The organism is Roseburia yibonii (assembly GCF_014297335.1).
In the GTDB taxonomy this organism is placed as follows: domain Bacteria; phylum Bacillota; class Clostridia; order Lachnospirales; family Lachnospiraceae; genus Roseburia_D; species Roseburia_D yibonii.
Genome location: NZ_JACOQH010000007.1, coordinates 47,156 through 70,771, shown reverse-complemented (window position 1 = coordinate 70,771; position 23,616 = coordinate 47,156). Strand labels below are relative to the sequence as shown.

At 47.9% G+C, this 23,616-nt stretch carries 16 protein-coding genes; 3 read left to right on the top strand and 13 right to left on the bottom strand.

The window, feature by feature from the left end; all coding sequences use genetic code 11:
• Positions 1 to 114 precede the first annotated feature (114 nt).
• Both H8Z76_RS10085 and H8Z76_RS10080 read left to right on the top strand, forming a co-directional pair.
• Positions 115 to 1,005, top strand: a complete 891-nt coding sequence (locus tag H8Z76_RS10085; protein ID WP_186982422.1) for an alpha/beta hydrolase — start codon at positions 115 to 117, stop codon at positions 1,003 to 1,005.
• Positions 1,006 to 1,029: 24 nt separating this feature from the next.
• On the top strand, positions 1,030 to 3,138 hold the full coding sequence (locus tag H8Z76_RS10080) for a methyl-accepting chemotaxis protein (RefSeq protein WP_186982421.1): 2,109 nt from the start codon (positions 1,030 to 1,032) through the stop codon (positions 3,136 to 3,138).
• Between the two features lie 44 nt (positions 3,139 to 3,182).
• Here the strand turns inward: H8Z76_RS10080 and H8Z76_RS10075 are convergent, their stop codons facing one another.
• From H8Z76_RS10075 to H8Z76_RS10060, 4 genes are all read right to left on the bottom strand, one after another.
• On the bottom strand, positions 3,183 to 4,793 hold the full coding sequence (locus H8Z76_RS10075; protein ID WP_186982420.1) for a GGDEF domain-containing protein: 1,611 nt from the start codon (positions 4,791 to 4,793) through the stop codon (positions 3,183 to 3,185).
• A gap of 123 nt (positions 4,794 to 4,916) precedes the next feature.
• A complete protein-coding gene (locus H8Z76_RS10070; protein ID WP_147619033.1) occupies positions 4,917 to 5,531 on the bottom strand; it encodes a cell wall hydrolase in 615 nt (204 codons plus the stop codon).
• A gap of 197 nt (positions 5,532 to 5,728) precedes the next feature.
• A complete protein-coding gene (locus H8Z76_RS10065; RefSeq protein ID WP_186982419.1) occupies positions 5,729 to 7,516 on the bottom strand; it encodes a methyl-accepting chemotaxis protein in 1,788 nt (595 codons plus the stop codon).
• Positions 7,517 to 7,666: 150 nt separating this feature from the next.
• Positions 7,667 to 8,836 carry a cation diffusion facilitator family transporter gene (locus H8Z76_RS10060; RefSeq protein WP_186982418.1) on the bottom strand — a complete coding sequence of 390 codons (1,170 nt, stop codon included), beginning with the start codon at positions 8,834 to 8,836 and terminating at the stop codon, positions 7,667 to 7,669.
• Positions 8,837 to 9,080: 244 nt separating this feature from the next.
• Here H8Z76_RS10060 and H8Z76_RS10055 point away from each other — a divergent pair, with 244 nt between their 5' ends.
• Positions 9,081 to 10,583, top strand: a complete 1,503-nt coding sequence (locus H8Z76_RS10055; protein WP_186982417.1) for a L,D-transpeptidase family protein — start codon at positions 9,081 to 9,083, stop codon at positions 10,581 to 10,583.
• A 29-nt stretch (positions 10,584 to 10,612) separates the two neighbouring features.
• Here H8Z76_RS10055 and H8Z76_RS10050 read toward each other — a convergent pair whose 3' ends face one another.
• The 9 genes from H8Z76_RS10050 to H8Z76_RS10010 all read right to left on the bottom strand — a co-directional run bounded on the left by H8Z76_RS10050 (position 10,613) and on the right by H8Z76_RS10010 (position 23,610).
• Positions 10,613 to 12,916 carry a GH1 family beta-glucosidase gene (locus tag H8Z76_RS10050; RefSeq protein WP_186982416.1) on the bottom strand — a complete coding sequence of 768 codons (2,304 nt, stop codon included), beginning with the start codon at positions 12,914 to 12,916 and terminating at the stop codon, positions 10,613 to 10,615.
• Between the two features lie 24 nt (positions 12,917 to 12,940).
• Positions 12,941 to 15,139, bottom strand: coding sequence for a methyl-accepting chemotaxis protein (locus H8Z76_RS10045; RefSeq protein WP_186982415.1), 2,199 nt, complete (start codon positions 15,137 to 15,139; stop codon positions 12,941 to 12,943).
• A gap of 57 nt (positions 15,140 to 15,196) precedes the next feature.
• Positions 15,197 to 16,327, bottom strand: coding sequence for an SGNH/GDSL hydrolase family protein (locus H8Z76_RS10040; RefSeq protein WP_022516287.1), 1,131 nt, complete (start codon positions 16,325 to 16,327; stop codon positions 15,197 to 15,199).
• Between the two features lie 131 nt (positions 16,328 to 16,458).
• A complete protein-coding gene (locus tag H8Z76_RS10035; RefSeq protein ID WP_022516286.1) occupies positions 16,459 to 17,481 on the bottom strand; it encodes a glycoside hydrolase family 130 protein in 1,023 nt (340 codons plus the stop codon).
• Positions 17,482 to 17,517: 36 nt separating this feature from the next.
• Positions 17,518 to 18,693, bottom strand: coding sequence for a glycoside hydrolase family 130 protein (locus H8Z76_RS10030; RefSeq protein WP_177307107.1), 1,176 nt, complete (start codon positions 18,691 to 18,693; stop codon positions 17,518 to 17,520).
• Entirely contained in the window at positions 18,683 to 19,858 is a 1,176-nt protein-coding gene (locus tag H8Z76_RS10025) for an AGE family epimerase/isomerase (protein ID WP_186982414.1), read from the bottom strand. Before H8Z76_RS10025 ends, H8Z76_RS10030 begins: the two co-directional genes overlap by 11 nt.
• An 18-nt stretch (positions 19,859 to 19,876) precedes the next feature.
• Entirely contained in the window at positions 19,877 to 20,737 is an 861-nt protein-coding gene (locus H8Z76_RS10020; protein ID WP_186982413.1) for a carbohydrate ABC transporter permease, read from the bottom strand.
• A gap of 15 nt (positions 20,738 to 20,752) precedes the next feature.
• Positions 20,753 to 21,739, bottom strand: coding sequence for a carbohydrate ABC transporter permease (locus tag H8Z76_RS10015; RefSeq protein ID WP_186982412.1), 987 nt, complete (start codon positions 21,737 to 21,739; stop codon positions 20,753 to 20,755).
• A gap of 410 nt (positions 21,740 to 22,149) precedes the next feature.
• On the bottom strand, positions 22,150 to 23,610 hold the full coding sequence (locus H8Z76_RS10010; RefSeq protein ID WP_186982411.1) for an ABC transporter substrate-binding protein: 1,461 nt from the start codon (positions 23,608 to 23,610) through the stop codon (positions 22,150 to 22,152).
• Positions 23,611 to 23,616 lie beyond the last annotated feature (6 nt).

Here is a 23,616-nt window from a genome sequence, read left to right as displayed (position 1 = left end):
GACATGAGAAATTCAAGCTGATAAAACATTTTGCACTTCACTTCTTTTCCTTGAAAACTCTGGAAAAATAAACTAAAATAAGAGTAGATTTTTGTCGGAGGTTTTTACAATAAGATGAGTCAGTTTTTCATAAAAAATTTCTATAAACAGCGGGCCGATTTCGCGAAAGAGGCGGCAGCCCGGGATAAAGTTCTTTCTTTCCCGGAAGGCGTCATCGAACAGAAGGACATCCGCTATCTGGACGACCGGATCGAAGCGCACCGTCTGGATATCTTCCGCCCCGCAGACCGTGACGGCGACACCCTGCCTGTCATCGTCAACGTCCACGGCGGCGGGCTTTTGCTCGGCAGCAAAGAATTCAACCGCTTCTTCTGCGCCAGACTCAGTGCCCTGGGATTTCTTGTATACAGCATCGAGTACCGTCTGGTCCCGGACTGCGAATTCTATGAACAGCTCTCCGATTTTTCCGACGCGATGAATTTCATCAAAGACCGGATCGTCTCCGACCACGGAGATCCTTCGCGTGTGTATGCCGTCGGTGACAGCGGAGGCGCCTGTCTTCTCGTCTACGGTACCGCCGCAGGAAACTGTCCTGCTGTGGCAAAGGCAGCACACATCACACCGTCTGCGCTTAAATTCCGCGCGCTCGGACTGATCAGCGGCATGTTTTATACCACGCGTTTTGACAAGATCGGTCTTTTTCTTCCGCGCTACCTCTACGGTAAGCACTACAAGAAACGGGCATTTGCCCCTTACACCAACCCGGATCACGCGGATATCGCAGGTTCCCTGCCGCCCTGCTTTTTGATCACAAGCTACAGGGATCATCTGCGGCATTACACGATCAATTTCGAGAAAGCGCTCACCCGCTGCCACACACCGCATGAGCTTCTCGATTTTCCGGATGACCCAAGACTCACCCACGCCTTTTGCGTGTTTGAGCCTTTTATGGAAGAAAGCACCGACGCGATCACTTCCATGACACAATTTCTTTTAAAATACTAAAGCACCCTGCGAGGAGATGGTTATATGAACTATGATGAAAATGCCTTTAAAGAAAAAGCCAACCGGAAAGCCCGGAGGATCTGGCTTATTTTCGCGCTTTTACTCACCGCGAATTACGGTTCGGACACTGCGAGCGGACTGAACTCACCAACGTATTACTTGGTCTTTGTCCTTTTATGCTGGCTTCCTTTTTTTGCCGGCGAGCTCGTTCTTAGGACAAAGGGCTGGGCGACAGATCTCTATAAATACGATCTCGTGATCGGATACGGTATCTTTTATACCTTTGTGGTCAGCACTACCGCTTCCCCGATCGCCTTCACCTATATCCTTCCGGTGACCAGCCTGCTCGTTCTCTATAAGAACCGGAAATTTATGGTGTACTGCGGCATTGCCAACACACTCATCATCATCGCAAGCTCGGTCTACCATGTCGTTGCGCTCGGTGCCAACAGCGCCTCTGATATGAAAAACTACCAGCTTGAGGTAGCCTGTATCATCCTCTGCTACATCTGCTATGTCATGTCCATCCAGCATCTGAACGAGTCCGATGGTGCCATGACCGACAGCATCAAGGCAGATCTTCACCGTGTCATAACCACGGTGGAAAAAGTAAAATCCGCGAGCAATTCCATCATGGACGGCGTCACGGTCGTCCGGGAGCTGGCTTCGGAAAACAAGCACGGCTCCGATATGGTCGTACTCGGCATGAACGAGCTGACCGGCAACAACGAAAAACTGCAGGAGCACACGGATTCCTCAGTTGAAATGACGACCGACATCAGCTCCCAGGTGCAGAACGTAGCCTCCCTGATCGAGGAAATGGTCTCTCTGACCAACGAATCCGGTGCGCACGCAAAGAGCAGTTCAACCGATCTTGAGAGCCTGGTCAACACCACAGCGGCCATGTCCGATCTCTCCACTGAAGTCGAAAATGTTTTAAATGACTTCAAGACGGAATTTGAGATGGTAAAACAGGAGACCGGAACCATCGACAGCATTTCCAACCAGACCAACCTGCTCGCTTTAAACGCTTCCATTGAGGCGGCAAGAGCCGGAGAAGCCGGCAAGGGCTTTGCGGTTGTTGCGGAACAGATCCGCACGTTGAGCAACGAGACAAAATCTTCCTCCGGTCAGATCCGCGATGCTCTCGTAAGATTAGACGAGATCTCCGGAAAGATGACCACCTCCATTGAGGAGACCTTAAAGCTGATCCAGATCACACTGGAAAAAGTAACGCAGACCGGCGAAAACGTCGAAAAGATCACGACGGATTCCACCAAGCTCGGCGACCACATCCAGGTCATCGACAGCGCGATGAAACATATGGAGACCTCCAATTCGCACCTGGTTGATAATATGGAACAGGTAACGCGTATCATGACGACCATGACCGAGTGCATCAAAAACTCGGATGAGATCAGCAGACGTATGCTCAGTAAATACGCGGAAAGCGCTTCCAATATCAATACGATCGAAGACATTATTGAGGCTCTGATGCGCGAACTCGGCATCGGCGGTTTCATGGGTGCCGATGATTTAAAACCGGGTCTTAAAGTGACCGTCAGCCTCGGTGAAGGCTCACATGCGGCCGAACTCCACGGAGATTTAAAGCAGGTGACCAAAGAGGGGGTTGTCATCACCCTTTCTGACGCTCCATCATTTTCTGATGATACCGCCTGCAAATTCCAGGTTACTGTCGGAAATGAGCTCTATTACTGGGAACATGCAAAGATCCGGACAGAAAAACCTGCCGGCACCTACCGGATCCTGCTTGATACCAGACCAAAGATCAACAACAGACGTAAATACCCGCGTGTAGATATCTCAAATGCCTGCACGATCACGGTAAAGCGAACCGGCGAGACTTTTAACGGCCGGCTGGATAATATCAGTGCCAACGGTTTCGCGCTTCTCGCGAATGACCCGTTCTTCGCGGACTGCAAGGGTCTTGATATTGCGATCTCGATCCAGGATTTCGCACTGCCGGATCATTCCGATCTCGAAGGTCATATCATCCGCTGCTCGGATGACAATGGTGTATACATCATCGGCTGTCAGATGCCGGAAGACAATTTCTACATTATGAATTATGTAGAAAACTGCCTCGAAAAAGGAGAACACTCCTTCAGGTAATCCCTGAAGGAGTGTTCTCCTCTTCTTTTCCGTTTCTTCAACGATCAGCAGGCAACTTCGCCGTTTTCCTCATCCAGTTCTTTCATCTGATGGATCAGGCGCACATCGTCGCGCCCTTTCCGCTTCACCCAGTAAAGTGTCTGATCTGCCGCCGAGGCATAATCCCATACTTTATTTCCCTTTCGCGGAATCCAGTTCGCGATCCCGATGGAAACGGTCAGTGTATCCAGTCCGAGTTTATTTCCCGCAACTTTTACTGCCTCCTGGATCTTTCTGCACCGCTGCATGATCTCATGATCCGTCATATCATCAAACAGGAGCATAAATTCATCACCGCCGTAACGGAACACAAACTGCTTTCCGTCCATATACTCCTTTAAGATCTCCGCAAGCACAACGAGACACTGATCGCCGGTGTGATGACCGTAGGTATCGTTCCACTGTTTGAAGTGATCCATATCAAGCATCGCCATTCCAAACGAGGTCTGCTCCCGCTCTGCTTTCGCCATTATCTGATCCGCCTGTTCATTCATCCTGCGCCGGTTCGGGATGCCGGTGAGTGCATCCATGTCCGCCTGCTGCATCAAGAACATCTTCTCGATCTCTGCCTGACGCAGAGTACTGCGCAGCTGGATTAAGGAACGCGTGGATTCCTGCTGTGATTTCATGCGCTTTTCTTCCAGCACGAAATATCTCTGCAGTTCCTGATACTGCTTCTTGTCATCACCGATCCGCTGATACAGGCTGATCTTTTCTGCCAGAACTTTTAAACTGAACTCTCTCGTTGTTTCGGTATCTTTATACTCCCGCTCAAGCGTATCCGTCATATGGACCAGCACTTTCTCAAGCAGCTCATAATCCTCCGCGAGTTTCAGATAGCGTATAAAGCCCGCGCACTCATCAAAGTATTCGATCAGATTTTCGCATTGCAGGAACGCATCCAGTGTTTTTTTCTTTAATTCCTGCTCTCCCTGCCCCTCTCCATATTTCCGGGCAAAGAGCAGCTGGTTTACATAAACCTCAAAGCCATTGGTCGTCTTTTTATATTTCTTTAAGAGTTCCTCTAAGTGCTCCGCCTCCGCTTTCGCGTGTACTTCATCGTCCATCTTCATATAAAGCCGCAGGAGCATTGCAGATATTGCCGTTATGTAATCATCACGCTTCTCAGATGCCGGCATTTCCTCAAACATCCCAAAACTCCGGACACGGTAAAACAGTGCCCGCTCATAATCCCCCGATGACTCACAGAGCGCGCTGAAATTCATAATGATGCCACCTGTCTCCGGTACTGGATGCTCCTCCGCAATATCCATTCCCGCAAGGAAACTGTCAATGGCATTGGTGACATCCCCGGCGCCCTGAAACGCCAGTCCAAGATAACTGTAGCACTTTATCAGAATCTCCCACTCCTCCGTCTTTTTTAAATACTGGATCGCCCGTGTGAGATAATTGATCGTCTCTCCATCGGTCTGATAATTCGTGTAGATATCTCCATGACAGAAACAGGCATATCCCGCCAGCGCATCGTCTTTCAACTGCTGCGCTATCTCAAACAGCTCTTCACATTCTGATACGGCACTTTTCCTTTCCGCCCCTTTTGTCTCTATCGTGTGGATCAACTCTTTGACATGTTCATCGTATTTTTCCAGATTCAACGCAGCTACGCCTCCATTCCCATTCTCCACTTCTCCCCATATACTAATATTTTCAGTATCGCCTAAAAAATATCGTCTGTCAATTATTTTTTTTACGAAAATTATCGAATTTTATACACCCTTTCACCTGCCGTAACAGAAGCAATGACAGCAGATTTTCCGATCCACCTGCGGTGTCAGCGCGAACGTGGAAAAATATACGGTATCGCTGCGCAGGATCGCAGTCTGTCCATACAGTACCCGGTAAATGGACTGATACTCTTTCTCCGTGGGTTTTGCCGTGTCCTTCAGTTTCCAGGAGCAAAACTGCACCGGATCATCCTGGCTCAAAACTCCGTACAATGTATCCGGGTAATCCGGCGAACACATGCGGTTAAAGACCACCTCGACCACAGCCTCCTGACCTTCGCTCGGCTCCCCGCAGGCCTCCACCCACACGATCTTTGCCAAAAGGTCGATCTCATCCGCGGTAAGATATATATTCCATCTGTTCTGATACATATTAAGTACATTGGTTACAATAACGGTCGTCTCCGCCTCTGCCGTGATCGATGCCGCAGACGCCTGTATCTGTGGTTCCCTGCACAATGTTATCCTCGCCTCTTCCTCCTCTTTTTGTGTTTCTGTTTCATGTTCGTTTGATTCTGGCGTAAATGATTTCTGTTTCATGTTGGATGCACCCGGAACACTGCCGCAAAGACACACAAGCAGTATGGCAACCAATACTTTTTTTGTCATTTTTTTCCTTTCCTTCAAGAACAAGTGATACTCTAATCATATCCATTATTTTGCATTTCTATTCACCTTTTTCCCGGCGGTGCATGACACCTAATATACATGATATGAACTGGCTGATTATTTTATGTCAAAAAAAAGATCACAGACGCATTCGCCTGTGATCCCTTTTTATTCCCTTTCGGGGAGATTTTTTATTTTTATAATTTGAACTGCTTGGTATTATCCACCAGGATCTGTACATCATTAAGCAACGTCTGCACAATATCGGAAGAATGTTTTACCACTCCGTCCAGTTCGGCAGACATTGCCGATGTCTCCTCGGTGGATGCCGCATTATCCGTTGCCAGCCGGTTCAAGGTCTCAATATCCCCGGTAACCTTATCCCGCTGCGCATTGATCACGGAAATACGATCGGTGATCGTTGTTACCGCATCCACACACGCCTGCAATGCGTCTTTCAGTCCGTGGAACATCTCTCTTGTGCTCTCTAAAGTATTTACCTGGAGCGCCGCTGCCTCGTTCATCGTCTGCATCAGCTGCATGGACTTCTCAGAATTACCGGTAAGTTCCTTGATGATATCATTGATCTCCGTAGCCGTATTTGCGGACTGCGTCGCAAGATTTCCGATCTCCTCCGCTACGACCGCAAAGCCTTTTCCGGCTTCACCCGCGCGCGCTGCCTCAATAGAAGCATTTAAGGACAGCAGATTGGTCTGTGAAGAGATCTCCGTGATCAGGGTTGCCGCCTGGCTGATCTTCGTAACAGAATCGTTGGTATTCTCCGTCTGTGCGTACATGGAATCAATGTCTGTCTTGGTTTTGGTATTTACCTCGATCAGTTTCTGCAGGGCATCCATGGATTTATCCGAGTAATCCTGCATGGTCTTCGCGTTGTCCGCAAGGGAATCCACCTCATTTGAAGTCGTCTGGATGCCGTCCGCGATATTTTCAATACTGTCAGCCGCTTCCGTTGTGGACTGCGCCTGCGTTGTCGTATTCTGCGCGATCTCACCGACTGCGGTAGAAACATTGATGATCGACTCTTCCATCGTTGAAAAGTTCGTATTGAATGTCTCGATCGCTCCCGCGAGATTCTCCGATGTCGTACTGATATTGGAGATCAGCTCAACGATATTCGCCTGTGCCACATTCAGCGCATCGGCAGTTCTTCCAAGTTCGCTTCCATCTTTCACATCGACCGGTGTGGTCAGATCGCCATCGGAAAGACGGGTTGCCAGATCCTGGATCTTTACGAGTGGCTTGCAGATCCGGTTTCCATAAACTTTGGAAATGATCAGCGAAATCACCGCCATGATCACTGCCACAACCGCGATCACAACACAAAGTGCCGCAAAGTTAGAACTGATACTGTTCTCTACGGATGCCATCTCTGCCTGCATGTCATCCACATAATTTCCGGTAGACACGACCCATCCCCACGGTTTAAAGATCTGGGAATACGCTACTTTAGGCGCAACTGTAACACCATCGGATTTTGTGAAATAAAATTCATTAAAGCCGCCGCCATCTGCACTCTGCGCCACTTTCATGATCTCCTGGATGATCATGACCCCATTCTGATCTTCCAGGTCGTAGCGGTTATTTCCTTCCTGATCCGGCAGGATCGGATGCATGACAAGGTTGTAATCGGTATCATCAATCCAGAAATAGCCATCTCCCGCATCTCCGTAACGCATCGCGCGCACGATCTCAGCCGCTTCTTTCTTCGCTTCTTCCTCTGTCAGATCCCCGGCTTCGCATTTGTCATATTCCGCCTGCAGGATCGTGATCACAGACTGTACCTGCGACTTGATCTCCTGATTGTAACCATTGTTCATCGCGTCCTCATAATCACTGACCGCCATCGTGGTCGTTGTTCTTATGCTGATGATCGCTACAATGCCAATGATCAGACAGGCTACTAATACATTCCCCATACACAGGGACATGAGTGACGTTTTTACACTTTTCCCTTTTGCTCTCATATCTTTTTCTCCCTTTTTACGCCAGTGCTTTTGACCGACGGTTATCATATTTGCATATACTTATTATAGCACATTCTGGCGTGTTTTGGGAATTTTTGTAAATTTTCGGCATTTTTTGTCTTTTATGATTTTTTATACGATTTTTGCAATTCAGCGCGTATAATCATGGTCTACGTTTACGATCGCGTACACATTTTCAAAATTTTTCTCCATCAGCTCCGAAACCCAGCGCTTTGCCTCCTCATCACTCATCTTGCAGTCGCCGGGCAGGACAATATCAAACACCACATTGGTATGGGTCGGTCCCTTGATCATACGGAAATCATGAATGCTCATCCGGTCATTTTCCGCAGTGATGATGTCCGACACTTTCTGCTTCATGCCGGCGACCTCCGCATCATTTACGTTGATCGGATCCATATGGATCACCGCGTCACAGTCCAGCTTCTCTTTCAGCTCCCGCTCGATGGAATCGATCAGGTCATGCATCTCGTAAATTCCTCCATCCCCCGGCACTTCCGCATGCAGTGAAATCATACATCTGCCAGGTCCGTAATCATGCACGATGAGATCATGCATCCCGACGATCTGCCCATGTGACATGACGATCTGATCGATCTGTTCTACCAGTTCCGGTCTCGGCGCCTGCCCAAGCAGCGGGCTTAACGTATCTTTCGCCGCCCCATAACCGGTCTGCAGGATAAAGAGCGCGACCAGCACACCGCAGATCCCATCGACATTTCGTCCGGTAAATTTTGTGATCAGCATGGAGAGAAAGACCACGCTCGTAGCCACCACGTCACTCAGACTGTCCGCGGCTGTCGCTTTCATCGCCGCCGAATTGATCTTTTTTCCTATCTTCCTATTATAAGAAGCCATATAAAGTTTCACGCAGATCGCGGCGATCAGTACCACGAACGCCACCAGGCTGGTATCCACCGTCTCCGGGTGGATGATCTTTTTTACGGAAGTCCGTAACAGTTCGACGCCCATGACGAGAATCATCGCGGACACGATAAGCCCGGAGAGGTATTCCACCCTTCCGTGTCCGAACGGATGCTCCAGATCTGCCTTCTTTCCCGCCATCTGAAAACCGACAAGGGTGATGACCGAAGAGCCGGCATCCGAGAGATTGTTAAAGGAATCCGCCATGACCGCGACCGACCGGCTGAGCATGCCCGCCATATATTTCCCGGCAAACAGGATAATGTTCAAAACGATCCCCACGATGCAGCTGATCCTTCCATATCCCCTGCGCACCGCGGGATCTTTGCTGTCTGATGTATCTTTTAATAAAAGCTTTGCTAACAGTTCTATCATATGCTCCCCCTCATATTCCTCATTATCAGGACTATTTTATTCTTTTCCTTCAAAAAAAACAATCATTTCTTTTCATTTTTTCCGCCTGCACAGCATATCTATAAACTGTCACCTCTCCATTCCCAGACGCGTTTCTTAATTTTTCCTTTATTCCATTAAATACCTGATTTTTTCACTACCTTTTTTTCAGGTTTTGTGCTATCTTAGGTAATAAACAACAGGTTATTCACAGAAAGGATTTATTATGCCAAAAAGAAGAAAAAGAAGGCGGCGTTCCTGCCTCACGAAGGGGCTGATCCTTGGCTTTGGGATCCCGGTTTTACTGTTCCTTATTTTATATATTGTTTTTGCGGTCTATTTCCGCTCCCATTTTTTATGGCGCACCGAGATCAACGGTCTGTCCGTCAGCGGCATGACTCCGGATGAGGCAAAGGACAAGATAAAAGAAGCGTCCGAATCCTACCTCCTTACGATCTACGACCGGGATGGAAACAAATACCACATCCGCGCGGCTGACATCGACTATATCTATGTGCCGGGCTCCAGGGAAGAAACGCTCTTACAGGAGCAGAACTCCCTTGCATGGCCACGCGCCCTGTTTTCCGGAACTTCGCTTGATCTGGAGACGACCGTGACCTACGACAGCGACCTTTTGTCTGATGCTGTTGCGGCACTGCCTTGTTTTCTGCCTGAAAATATCACCGAACCCATAGACGCTTACATCGAAAAGACCGACAATGGCTACACCCTGGTTGCAGAAACACCGGGTACACACCTGCTCATCGACGAAGTCCAAAAAGATGTTGCGGATGCCGTGTCCGCCGGTGAGACAACGCTCACGCTGACGGACAGCGACTATCTCGCGCCTTCCGTGACATCCGATGATCCGGCTCTGACCGCATGCATGGACACCATAAATACCTGGCTCTCCACTTCAATCACCTATGACATCACCGATCAGAATGAAGTGCTCGACCGGAATACGACTGCAGACTGGATCGAGATCGGTGACGATTACAGTGTATCACTAAATCAGGCCAAACTTACTGCTTATGTTCAGTCGCTTGCCAGCAAATATAACACCTACGGCCGCAAGCGGAATTTTATCACGACAAAAGGGGACACCATAGTGATCGGCGGCGGTGATTACGGCTGGGTCGTTGCCAAGAAAAAAGAGGCAGAGCAGATTTCTGCGGATCTTGCCACCGGTACCGCTATTTCCAGAGAGCCGGTTTATGAGCAGCGCGCGATCCAGAGATCAGCAGACGACATTGGAAATACCTATGTGGAGATCGACTATACCAATCAGCATCTCTGGTATTATAAGGAAGGTTCCCTTGTGACCGAGGCGGACATTGTTTCGGGAAAACTTTCCAATGGCAACGGTTCCCCGGACGGGATCTACAAGATCGTCTACCGCCAGAGCCCTGCTGTTTTAAAGGGCGAGGACTACGAATCCAATGTAACGTATTTTATGCCGTTTGCCTACAACGTCGGCATCCACGACGCTGCCTGGCGCAGTGCCTTTGGCGGCAACATCTATATCAATTCCGGCTCGCACGGCTGTATCAATGTCCCATACGACTGCGCGACCGCTATTTACCAGAACATCGAAGTCGGCACTCCGGTTGTCGCCTATTACAGAGAGCCGGTTTCCTTAACTTCCAATTCTGCAAAAATCTCCAATGCGTATTCGTATACCGATCCGGATGCAGACAAAAAAGCAGCAGGTACGGCAACACCGTAACCTGCTTTTTTTTCTCTCTGTCTCTGATCTTAGATCGTAGATGCGATGATCTCCAGATTTCCCTGAAGTTCTACTTTTCCATATCCGTTTGGAAGAATAAAGTGATCTCCCTTTTTGATACGCTGTCCGTTTAACAGTGCATCCCCTTCCAGTACAGACATGATAAGGAACGGATATTCCTGCTCAAACTCCATCTTTCCGTCCAGCTCGATCTTAAACACCTTGTAATACTGGCAGGAATACAGTTCGTTTAATTTGTTCTTTTCCACATGCGCAGCGGATTTTACACTGTCTTCCACAGATTTTGCCGGAACTGTGATCACATCGATACTCTTTTCGACATGCAGTTCTCTTGGCTTTCCATTGGAAAGTCTGTCGTAATCGTATACACGGTAAGTGATATCACTGTTCTGCTGTGTCTCAAGGATCATAAGACCTCCCTTGATCGCATGTACCGTACCCGGATCGATCTGGATGAAATCACCTTTCTTTACCGGGATCTCACGGATAAATTCTTTCCATCTTCCCTGATGGATCATGTCGCTCAATTCCTCTTTGGTCTTCGCGTTATGACCGATCACGAGGGATGCGTTTTCCGGGCAGTCAATGATGTACCAGCACTCGGTCTTTCCGAAAGAGCCGTTCTCATTTACCTTTGCGTATTCGTCGTTCGGATGAACCTGGATACTCAGATCGTCCTTTGCGTCAATGATCTTGATGAGAAGCGGGAAACGGTCGATATCCACATTTCCGAAAAGTCCCGGCTCTTCTTTCCACAACTGTGACAGTTTCTTTCCGGCATAAATGCCTTCACGGATCGTGTCATCTCCGTTCTGATGCGCCGCAACGCCCCAGCATTCGCCGATATCATCGCCCTCTACTTCATAGCCGAAATCGGTGCGCAGTCTGGTTCCTCCCCAGATATTGTGGGTAAATACCGGGTTCAAAAATAAAATTGGTGTCTCCTGTTTGTTCATTCCAAGCTCCTTTCCGTTGGATTCGATCACCTTCTGATACCAGTAGGCGGAATCCTTTACAATCCTTTTTTGTGTTGCAAAATCGACATATACAATGCCGAATCTTTCATTGTATCCTTTATCCCATTCAAAATTATCAAGAAATGTCCACAGGAAATATCCCCTGACATCCGCGCCGTCATCATTTGCCCGGCAGAGTGCGGAAAGATATTCATCCAGAAACTGGATGCGATTCGGATCATGTACTCTGCCATCGCGTGACACATTGTCGTGGCAGGACATTCCGTTTTCTGTAATGTAGAGTGGCAGATGATAGCGCTCCGAGAGGAAACGCACGCCCCAGTAAAACGCCCCGGGCGTCACCGGCCAGTTTGCCGCCGTCTTGGCAAAGCCCGGCTCGCGTGATACGAACTCCGGCTCCCCATCTGCTCCGGCGCGCACCGGATAGCCATTGTAAATATTCTGTCCCATGAAATCAATCGGCTGATGGATCAGTTCCATATCTTCCTTTGTGATCTTGGGCAGATACTCCTTATATTTTTCCAGTCCTTCCTTCGGATAACTTCCGAGGAACACCGGATCGGAAAACCATGCCACATTCCATGTCCAGTTATCGATCGGGTTATAAAATCCGAAATAAACTTTCTTTGCCGCTTCGATATCCTCTTTGCTGTCGGTCGCCGGATAAGCCACGCCACAGGTCGGCGCATAGCCGATCTTGATCTCCTGCTTCGCGTATTTCCGCAGGTTGATCACTGCCTGCCCGTGTGCGCGCAGTGCGTTATGCGCGATCTGGAATGTCTCTTTGATCTCCATCTTTTTGCCCGGCGCATGAACCCCGGACAGGTGTCCAAGCCCTACAAAACACTGCGGCTCATTCAGCGTGAAGAAATATTCACACAGATCCGAGAAATTCTCCGCAACGACTTTCGCGTATTCCCCGAACCAGCCGATCACGTCCTCGTTTAACCAGCCGCCCCTATCCTGGAGCGCCTGTGGAAACTCCCAGTGATACAGGGTGATGTACGGCGTGATTCCGTTCTTTTTCATCTCAAGGATCATATCGCGGTAGAGCGCGATCGCCTTTTCATTGACCTTGCCGGTTCCCTCCGGCAGGATTCTGGCCCAGCTTAGGGAAAAGCGGTACGCCCTGATCCCGAGCAGACGCATCAGCGCAAAATCTTCTTTGTAGCGGTGGATCTCATCACAGCTCACATAAGCATTCTGGTTCTCGTAAACACGGCCTTCCTCCGTAAAGGTGTCCCATATGTTTTTCCCACAGCCATCCTCTTTATCTCTTCCTTCGATCTGGTAGGCGCTGCTCGCAACGCCCCATGCAAAATCTTGCCGAAACATCTCGTTCCTCCCAGTTCTATTTTTTTATACCTGATATTTGTTCAGTGCTTCCTGCAGGCGGGAAACTTCCTGGTTCAGCTCTTCTGCCGCCGCTGCCAGTTTCTCCGCATCGGAAAGCTGACCGTTTACTGTTGCTGTTACTTCTTCCGCGGATGCCGCCGTCTCCTCGGAAACAGCCGCGATACTGCGGATCGAATCAAATACTTTTTCTTTATCGGAAACCATTTCTTCCATATTTCCGGTCACTTCACCGAGCACCCTGATCAGGTTCGTCACGTTGGTATTGATCTCGGTGAAGATATCTACCGTACCCTCGATCGACTCCGCCTGATTTTTCAGGAATTCTTCCGCACGTTTCGCAGAATCCGAAGTAACTTTGGTCTTCTGCTGGATCACACCTACTATCTGGCGGATATGGCTTCCTGCTTCCGCTGACTGATCGGCGAGTTTACGGATCTCCTCCGCAACGACCGCAAAACCTTTGCCCGCTTCCCCTGCGCGTGCCGCCTCGATCGATGCGTTTAAGGACAGAAGGTTGGTCTGCTCCGCGATCTCGCTGATCGTCGCGATGATGCTTCCGATGCTCTTTGAATTTTCTTCTACATCGGCGATGTTCTCGATCAGGATGTTCGTGATCTCCGCTGCCGCTTTGGACTTATCGGAAAGCTCGTAAACCATGACTTTTCCGCTTTCGATCGCTTCCATCGCCTGATTGGAGTTTTCCTGCATATCCGAAGTTCTGCCATGCACCAGATTCAGTTTATCCGAGAAATTCGTCATTTCCCGCAGTCCCACTTCGGTATCTTCCGCCTGTCTGGTAACGCCTTGCGCAACCTCTTCCATCGCGGTGTTGATGCCGTTCATGGAATCTACCATCGTGCTCGCGGTCGCTGCCACGCCCTCCGTAGACTCACTGACCGCAGCGATAAATCCGATGACATTCTGCATCAGCTGTCTGATATTCTGTAACATCTCGGTCATTCCGCCGGCAAGCAGCTTAAACTCGTCATTGCGCTTTGTCGTAAATTCTGTTGTGAAATCTCCTGCGGATACCTTATCCATCTGACGCTTTAAGGCAGTAACCTCACGGCTGATGCCCTGCGCCATCACACTTCCGATCAGCAGTGCGACCACGCATGCCAGGATCACGATGATGATCGTTGTATTCCGGATCCCGGACGCCGCGGACAGGATCGTTGCCTTCGGCACAATGCTTGCCACGGTCATTCCGGTCGTTCCGATCGGAGAAACCGAGAGCAGATAGCTTTTGCCATTAAAGTTCACATAGCTGTTTCCGGTCTCTTCGGCTGCGAGCGCGCGTTCTTCGACATCACTGCCTTCAAACAGATCTGTCGTTACAAGGCTTCCGTCTTCCATGGTAAGCACACGGTGATCCGGAGTAAATAACGCAACGTAAGATCCTTCCCCGTTGTCGATATTCGCAAGGACTTCCTGGATCGCCGCCGTGGTGATATCCAGACTGATAAAACCATTGCCCTTGGAAAAAGTTCTCATATAAGCGACTGCATAGCTGTCCGTCTTGGATTCGGTATTTTCATCCAGATAGGTATGGTAACCGCTCCAGTGATTTTCATTTCCGGAACCGGAACTGAAGCGCGCCCCTTCATCTGTTTCCAGATAAGCTTCGTACGCACCCATCGGCGTATTGCTGGCCGTTGATGTAACACCGTTTCCGTTTTCACCAAACACTGCGTAGTTTGCGATATAGCTTGATGTTCCACGGACGGTGGTGAGCACCGCCTGTACCGAACGATAGCAGGACTGCGCCTCTGCCGCGTCCGCTTTGTAGGACTTAGTATAATACGCCTGTATGTACTCGTTGCTTGCAAACTCCGCCGCCTTGTTCTGCACATTTTCGCACAGAAGATTGCAGTTTAAACTCATGGACGCTACAGTATCCATCACAGACTGCTCATATTGTTTCTTGATTCTCTTTACGGAAAGATTGTATGAAACCGTTCCCAGTGCGACGATCAGAAGAACCGGAACGCAGAACGCGAGGATCAGTTTATACCCGATCTTACTGTTTCCTTTTTTACTCTTTACAGTCTTCCCACCTTCTTTTTTCGCGCCCGGCGCCGGGATCCTGATCCCGTCTAAAGGCAACTTCGGCACTTTGATCTTTTTTGCGGCATCCTTCACCTTCGTCATCTTTTCTTTCACCGCCGCTTTGTTTCCCTTTTTCCCAATGTTTTTTGCCATGGTTTTTCCTCCCTATCTGCCAGCCATGCTTCACGCCTTTGTATATAACATTCTCACTCAAGCTCTCCCCTGCTTTGATGAGCAAATTACGGATGCCAGATAAAACGGTTCTGCCACTGGTCCACAGTCCACAGGGATCCGGATCTTCACTTCGTGTTTTCCGTCTTTCCCGTGTCTTAGTACGGTCTGAAGAAACAAACAGTCACCCCATGTTTCCTCAAAATTCGCATCCAGCTTTATCACCTGTGACTCGTCCCCGTCAATGACCGCTTCCGCGACAACCGCCGGGTGCTTCACACATTTTTTGTACTGGATCGCAATCTCACTTCCGCTGATTTCAAAGGTAATGGATGATCCCGGCTCTTTTGCCGTCCATCCATACCGAAACACTTCCGTGATCGCATTCTGCTTTTCCATATCCTTCTTCCAGCCGCCGGTGATCACCGGATCGCAGTTATCATTCCGATAACGCACCGCATGCTGATAGGAAGCCTCCGTAAGCGGCGCTTTTTCCTCCGCTTCTGCTTCTTTTTGCTCCCTCTCGGTATACACTTCCTCCAGGAAACTCTCTATCACGCCTGCGACCAGTTTATGTCCGATGTCGTTCGGGTGCAGATAATCTGCGGTGATCTCCTCCGCGCTTATCCTGCCCGCCGCCACTTCCGGATAAATGGAACGCTGCATACTGATCTGTGGCAGTTCATAATATCTTGCTACCTTTGCGTGCCAGACTTCCGCGCTACCGCCATCGTCATAACGCACACAATTTATGATTATTATAGCAGTATTTTGGTCAAAAGTGTAGATTTTTCGAATCAAACTTTCATATGTTTCCATAAAAAATTCATTTGCATCGTCATTTACACTAAATTCCACAAAAACCACATCCGGCTTCTGATCTAACAGATCCTTTTCCACGCGTGCTGCCGCAAACTGCGAGGTCGTAGCGCCAATGCCGGCATTGATATAGGAAACTTCTGTTTTGGGGAACTTTTCCTGCCACCATTCATACACACGATACGCGTAACAGAGCTCCGGCTCGGTCGCGAGACATCCCATCGTAATGGAACCTCCGATAAATCCGACCTTAACTGGTTCCCCTGCCTCGGCACGCCGCATCACCTGCTTTAACCGGAAAAGATTTCCCCGGTTCGCGATCGCTTTTTTGTTATCTATCTCAAACTGCATACCATTTTCTCCTTATATAGGTTGTGAGCCTGCTTATGCAGGCTCACGAGTCAAAATATATTAGGTTTGCGGCGGTTGGAGTGTAAGGGTTATTACCCGCCGCAGGATGAAAAGAAACTGCCGGTACTTGTTTAGCGTCTGCCAATCTCTGTGTCTGTCACTGTGGTCACACTGTGTTCTTTGATGTAATCAATGATTTCATCCAATTCTGTGAACGCAAGACCAACATAACTGTCTGCAGCGCCGTAGTAAATCGCGATCTTTCCGCTCTCAGAATCATGAATGGTTGCGCATGGGAAGCATACGTTCGGAACGAATCCTCTTTCCTCATACCATTCTTCCGGAGTGAGCAGGAAAGTCTCACATCTGTATTTTACAATAGACGGATTGTCAATATCTAAGATTGCTCCGCCGATGGAATAAACATAACCATTGCAGGTTCCACTTACACCGTGATAGAAAAGCAGCCATCCTTCGGATGTCTCGATCGGAGCAGCTCCGCCACCGATCTTTAAGGACTCCCACCATTCATTTCCTTTTCCCATGACATGTCTGTGTTTGCCCCAGTATACCATATCCGGGCTCTCGCTGACGAAGATATCACCAAACGGAGTGTGGCCACTGTCAGACGGGCGGGAAAGCATCATAAAGTTTCCATTGATCTTGCGCGGGAATAACACCGCGTTACGGTTAAACGGAAGGAACGGATTTTCAATTCTTGTGAAAGTCTTGAAATCTGTTGTCTTCGCGACACCGATCGCTGCGCCGTAGAAATCCTGGCACCAGATAATGTAGTAGGTATCTTCTACTTTTACCAGACGAGGATCGTATGCGTAGATCGGCATGAACGGCTTTCCGTCTTCATCTACAAACGGGATCTTATCCTTTTCGAAATCCCAGTGGATCGCGTCTTTGCTTCTTCCCATGTAGATATATGGGATACCGTTTGTCTGCTCGCCACGGAACACACCGATGAATTCATCACCGTAAGGCATAACTGCGCTGTTGAAGATACGCGCTACGCCTTCCACCGGATTTCTTCCGATGATCGGGTTTTCATTGTAACGCCATACCGGCGCGTTTTTTAATCCTTCCGGTTTTTCCTGCCACGGCACATTCGGCACTGCCGGGCTGATCATTTTATATTTGCTCATACTATTCTCCTTTTCTTTCCCAATTACTCGGATGCTTTATTTTTCGTTTGCTAAAAATTCCAGATTCTTTTTGATCAGATCACATCTCTGCGCTACGCACTCAACGGAACGTCCCGGATCTGCCGGTGTGTTGAATACGAAATCTTTCAGTTTGTCGATCGTTGTTGTCGCAACATGCAGTCTGGTATCACTTGCTGCATAGTAAATGTATACCTCTCCTGCTTCATTTGCGATCGCGCCGTTAGTAAATACAACGTTTGATACATCGCCGACTCTTTCCCACTCTCTCGGAGCGATCAAAAATCCGGACGGCTCTGCGATCACTTTTCCAGGATCCTCTAAGGATGTCGCGAATGCGTAAATAACATAGCGAAGTCCGGCTGCTGTGTTACGGACACCGTGCGCAATATGGATCCAGCCCTTGTCGGTCTTGATCGGAGTAGCACCTGCGCCGTTCTTTGCCTCGGTGATCGTATGGTATTTTCTAAGGCTGGTCATGCGCTCTTCGTCGATCACTGCATGTGTGATATCGTCGCACAGGCCAAAACCGATTCCTCCGCCGCTTCCGGTGTCGATGAAATCATCCATCGGTCTGGTGTAGAATGCATATTTTCCGTTTACGAATTCCGGATGCAGGCATACATTTCTCTGCTGCGGGGAATTTAAGGTAACCAGGTTATCCAGTCTTTCCCAGTGCTTTAAGTCTTTGGTTCTTACGATTCCGGCTGCTGCAACCGCTGCGGAAAGATCGTTTACGGTCTTATCCTTGCTCTCGGAGCAGAATACACCATAAATGTATCCGTCTTCATGTTTGGTCAGACGCATGTCATATACGTTGGTCTCTTCCGGGCAGGTATCGTCCAGAAGGATCGGATAATCCCAGAATTTGAAACCATCCACTCCGTTGTCGCTTTCCGCAACACCGAAGAAAGATTTTCTGTCATTTCCTTCGATACGGGCAACGAGGTAATATTTTCCGTTCAGTTCGATCGCGCCTGCATTGAAAACCGCATTAACGCCGAGACGTTCCATAAAGTACGGATTTGTCTCCGGGTTTAAATCATAACGCCAGGTAAGCGGAATATGTTCTCTGGTAAGTACCGGATATTCATAACGGTCGTAAATTCCATTGTAAAAATCAGATTTTACATTTTTTCTGGCTATCAGTTCGTTGTATTTCTTCAATTCTTCTTCATATTTCTTATGCAACATCGATATCCCTCCTTATCACTTCTATGCACATTCTTCCGTTATGGTACGGGCATTTCCACGGTTCTACGATCGGTCTGTCCGGATACGGCTTTCCGTTCTCGTCTACTTCCCAGAACCACTCGGAGCCTTCACGTTTGTCGATCACATAGTCTTTGATGAACTGCCATTCACTTTTTGCGGCTTCCAGATACTCTTTTTTCTCCGGATTTCTCTGATAGCCGTTTAAGAATCCGATCACGGTCTCTGCCTGAACCCACCATACGCGGTGTGTATTGACTACGCCTTTTTCGCACTCGTTCGCAAGTGAATGTCCGTCGAATGCAACCTTGTAAACCTGCGCAGTCAGATCGTCGATGATCGGTCCCATCTTCTTCTGATAAGCTTCCTCTCCGAGGACATCCACACCGCGGTTTAAAAGCCACGCTGTTTCAATATCATGTCCATAGGAATGCAGATCCAGAATGCTGTTGTAATTTTTATCAAAAAACACTTCCTGTCTGTGAAGCTTTGGATTGTAGATCTTGTCTGCGATCGTATCAAGGATCCACTCCAGACGTTTCTTTACTTCTGTGTCTTTGGATACGCGGTAAAGCTCGGTATATGCTTCAAATACATGGAGCAGGGTGTTCATCGTCTTATCTGCGATCACGCCGTTTTCAGAAAGCTTGTCGTTCTCGATCAGGTGGAACTCACGGTCAAACGCTTCCAGGTATCCCACCTCATCGGTGCATTTTTCCTCGATGATATGGAACAGCTCTTTTGCCATCGCAAGTGCTTCCTCATCTTTGGATGCTTCATAATAAGAAGACAGTGCGTAAATGCAGAATGCCTGGTTGTAAGTATGTTTTGTCGTATCTTCCGGTTTTCCGTCATAGGTGATGGACCAGTAAATACCGCCATTTTCCTTGTCAAAGCAGTAGTCCTTCATGAACGCGAATCCGTGTTTTGCTTCATCGAGCAGGCTTTCATCTTTTAAAAGCGTATATGCATTGGCAAAGAACCAGGTGATCCGGCTGTTTAAGATGCAGCCCTTGACTGCTTTCTTATCCAGCGCGAGATCATAACCGAGCCATCCATAATAGCCGCCATGCTCATTGTCACGCAGATTTTTCCAGAATGGAATTATTGTGTGTAATAAATGCTCTTTTACTTCTTCGACCATCATATTCTCATTCTCCTTATCTTAACCTTTGACAGCTCCCGCGGTAATACCACTGTAAATCTGTTTCTGGCACACGATAAATATGATCAATGCCGGAAGCAGGGAAATGATAACGCCCGCGCAGATCATGTTGTAACGGTTTCCGAGAGGTCCTGTAAATGTATACAGGGACATTGCTATGGTACGGATATCCTTGCTCTGTAAGTACAGGCTGGCTGAGTAGTATTCGTTGTAAGTACCTACACCCTTTAAGATGGCGCTGGTCACAATCGCCGGCTGTAACAGCGGAAGGATGATCTTCCAGTAGATCTGGAAATAGGAAGCACCGTCAATGATCGCCGATTCATCCAGAGAGTCCGGAATGTTTTCCATGAACTGAATGAAGATGTATACGGAGATGATATCGGTACCCATGCTCATGATGATGTAACCATACAGATGGTTGATAAATCCGAGTGCGCCCATGATGTTGTATACGGTTACCTGCATTGCTACTGCCGGAAGCAGGGAAGCAAATAAGAACAGGTTACGGATCAGGGTATTTCCCGGGAATTTAAAACGGTTCAATACATATGCAAGCTGTGTTCCGACCAGGATCGCCCCGGCAAGTACGCAGACAAGCACGATTCCTGAGTTAAGGAACGCTCTTCCCATGTTTGCAGTGTTGAACGCTTTGATAAAGTTATCCAGTGTCCATGCCGCCGGTAATGTCATTACATTGGTTGACTGATATTCCGCGTCTGTTTTAAAAGCGGTGATAACGCAGGATACCACCGGAAGCACTGCGGCGAATGAGAAGAAGATCAGTGAAAAATATTTTACTACGATCCAGATCCAGCCGCCTACGCTTCTGTGTTTGATTCTTTTTTTCGTTGCTGCCATTTTGGTTCGACCTCCTTACGCCTTCACTCTTTTTTTGTGCTTGATCTCTTCTTCTTCGTTCGCATTCCGGAAAAGAACATTCATAATGACTTTCTGTAAGATCGTTGCGATGAAGATGAGGATCAGCAGTACAACCGCCATCGCAGATGCAAGACCTACTTTCTGGCTGACATGCGCGATCTCATTCATGATAACGAAGTAAGTACCTGTTCCGTTCGCACCGCTGGTGATAACGTATGGCGGTTCGAATGCACTTAAGGATCCTGAAATGGAAAGGATAATATTTAAAGTTACGATCGTACGGATACTCGGTAATATAATATGTAAGAACTGCTGGAACTGGTTTGCTCCGTCAAGCTCTGCTGCTTCGTACATTTCTTTGTCTACGGACATGATCGCTCCGATAAAGAGTACCATATTCTGTCCGAAGTATCTCCAGACGGAAGTCGCTACCAGTGACCAGTTGTTTACTCTCTGGTCTTTCAACCAGTATGGCAGGTTATCCAACTGGAATCCACACCACTGAAGAACGGTATCAAATACGAATCCTCTGGTGTAGAAGAACTTGAAGATAAATCCGATTGCAATACCACTGATCAAAAACGGGAAGAACATCAATCCCTTAAACAGTCCACCGCATCTTGTCTTGAAGCTTAAGATCGTTGCGAGATAAAGCGCGATCACAAGCTGGATCAGCGCGCCTGCGATGTAGTACAGGCTGAGCTTCAACGCTGAGAAGCAGTCCTTTCTTCTGAATACATCAAGGTAGTTCTTCCAGCCCACGAACTGCCGTTTATCTACCGGTGTCGTATACTTCATTTTGTAAAAACTGAATTTTACCATTTCGCCGAACGGCAAGTAGGTAAATACAAACAAAAGCAGGAGCGGTATGATCGAAAACGCCAGAACAATAAGCACTTTCTGACCTTCCCTGCTTTTCGCCCACTTAGCAAGGCTAAATGGCTTTTTTTGTTTTGTAGCACTTTCTGCTTTAGCTACCATATGCTTTTCCTCCCTGATCAATTTAATTAACTTAGTGCAGTTTCTTTGTTTTTCGCACCTCTTTTTACTTAATTTAATTATATATTTTCTATTTATTTATTCATCACTCATTCTTGTTATTAATTACTCATTCTTGTTATTGTTGTCCTTTTCCTCTATTTTACCAAATGTCGCTTTCCATTTTTGTGCACTTTTCCCATTTTTATTCTTTTCCATCGCTTGTGTGCAAGCTAATTTTAGCTTATTTTTCATTTTTCAATTATTCACGCAAAAAGGCATGTACAAATACTTTCACGCATCCTGCTCCGGCGTACAATCACCGCCACACGAAAAAGAGCAGGGAGCTTGCGCCCTCTGCCCATTTCCTTCGCTATACTATTTAAGGTTGATTCATGAAAAAGATTTTTTTATTATTCGTTGACCTCTACGCCTTCTGCGTCCTGAGCGTCAGTCCATTTCTGGTTCCAGTCGTTCATGATGTCGTCGAAAGATTCGTCACCGTTTGCTGCATGCTCGATGAGCTCCTGGATCTTGCTGTCACCGGAGTTGTTGATGTTTAACTCGGAATCAGAGTTCAGGTCTGTAAGCAGATCTTCTTCGCCCTCCAGCGCAGAATCATCCGACACATAGTCGATACCATCGAATGCAGAGTATACTTCCGGCCAGTTGTCATCATCCAGAGCGATCGGCATACCACCTTCATTATAGGAGAAGCCAGATTTTTCAGTCATCCATTTTACGAAGATGATAGAAGCCTGTAAGTTTGTATCATCAGCGTCTTTGTTGATACCCCATGCATAATCCGCGCCTGAAGATGCGTACTGTTTTCCGTCTACTGTGATCGGGAATGGCATATATCCGATATCAGCACCATTGTCACCAGCATCTCTCATCTGTGTGTAAGCCCAGGAACCAAGTACCATGCAACCGATCTCTCCATTGTTGATCATGCCCTTGCAGCCTTCCCAGTCAGTTGTTGTGTAATCGTCTTCTGTCAAACCACCTGCTACTGCATCATATAAGATCTTGTATACGTTGTAAGCATGTGTGCCATCACCAGGATCACTGAACGGATCTTTGGTATGAGCTAATTTCTGATTAAGGTAAGTAGAATCGCCAGTTGCGCTTCCTCCGATGTAAGCATCCCATGCCCCCATGGTCCAGCCTGCAGCGTAGTTTGTGTAAAGCGGAATAGCGTCTGTGTTGTCTTTGATCATCTGAAGATCAGTCATGAATTCATCCGGAGTTTTCGGAAGAGCTGTGATGCCTGCTTCTTCAAATACTTTCTTATTGTAAACGATACCCTGTGCGTTTCCGGTAGAAGCAATACCATATACCTCTCCGTCATACATCTTGCTGTTTGCGAATCTTACTAATGGCTCCATGGTATCAAGGGAACCATAATCATAAAAATATGTGGAAAGTTCTCCGTTGTCTACTGCCGGGATCATCATGATATCGCCCCAGTAGTCACCGCTCTGTAAACGAAGCAGAGAAGTTTCTGCGTAGTCTGTTACCGTTTCTACATTTACTTTAATATTCGGATACATTGCATTGAAATCTGCAAGATAGTCATCCCATTTCTTTCCTGTATAATCATCCTGCTGTAAATCTGTTCTGTGGTTTGCGACAGAGATCTCAGCAGCAAGATCTGTACAATCTTCGCCAAGTTTTAAATCAGCGTAGCTGATGACTCCGTCTGCAGAGCTGCCTGCAGAGCTGCCTGCTGCGCTTTCTGTTCCGGATGCACTGTCCTTTGCAGAATCGTTAGATGAATTTGTGCTGGAAGTATCAGAGCTGCTTCCACATGCTGCCATGGACGCCATCATTGAGACTGTCAGGCTGACCGCCAATACTTTTTTCAGTTTCATAAAAAT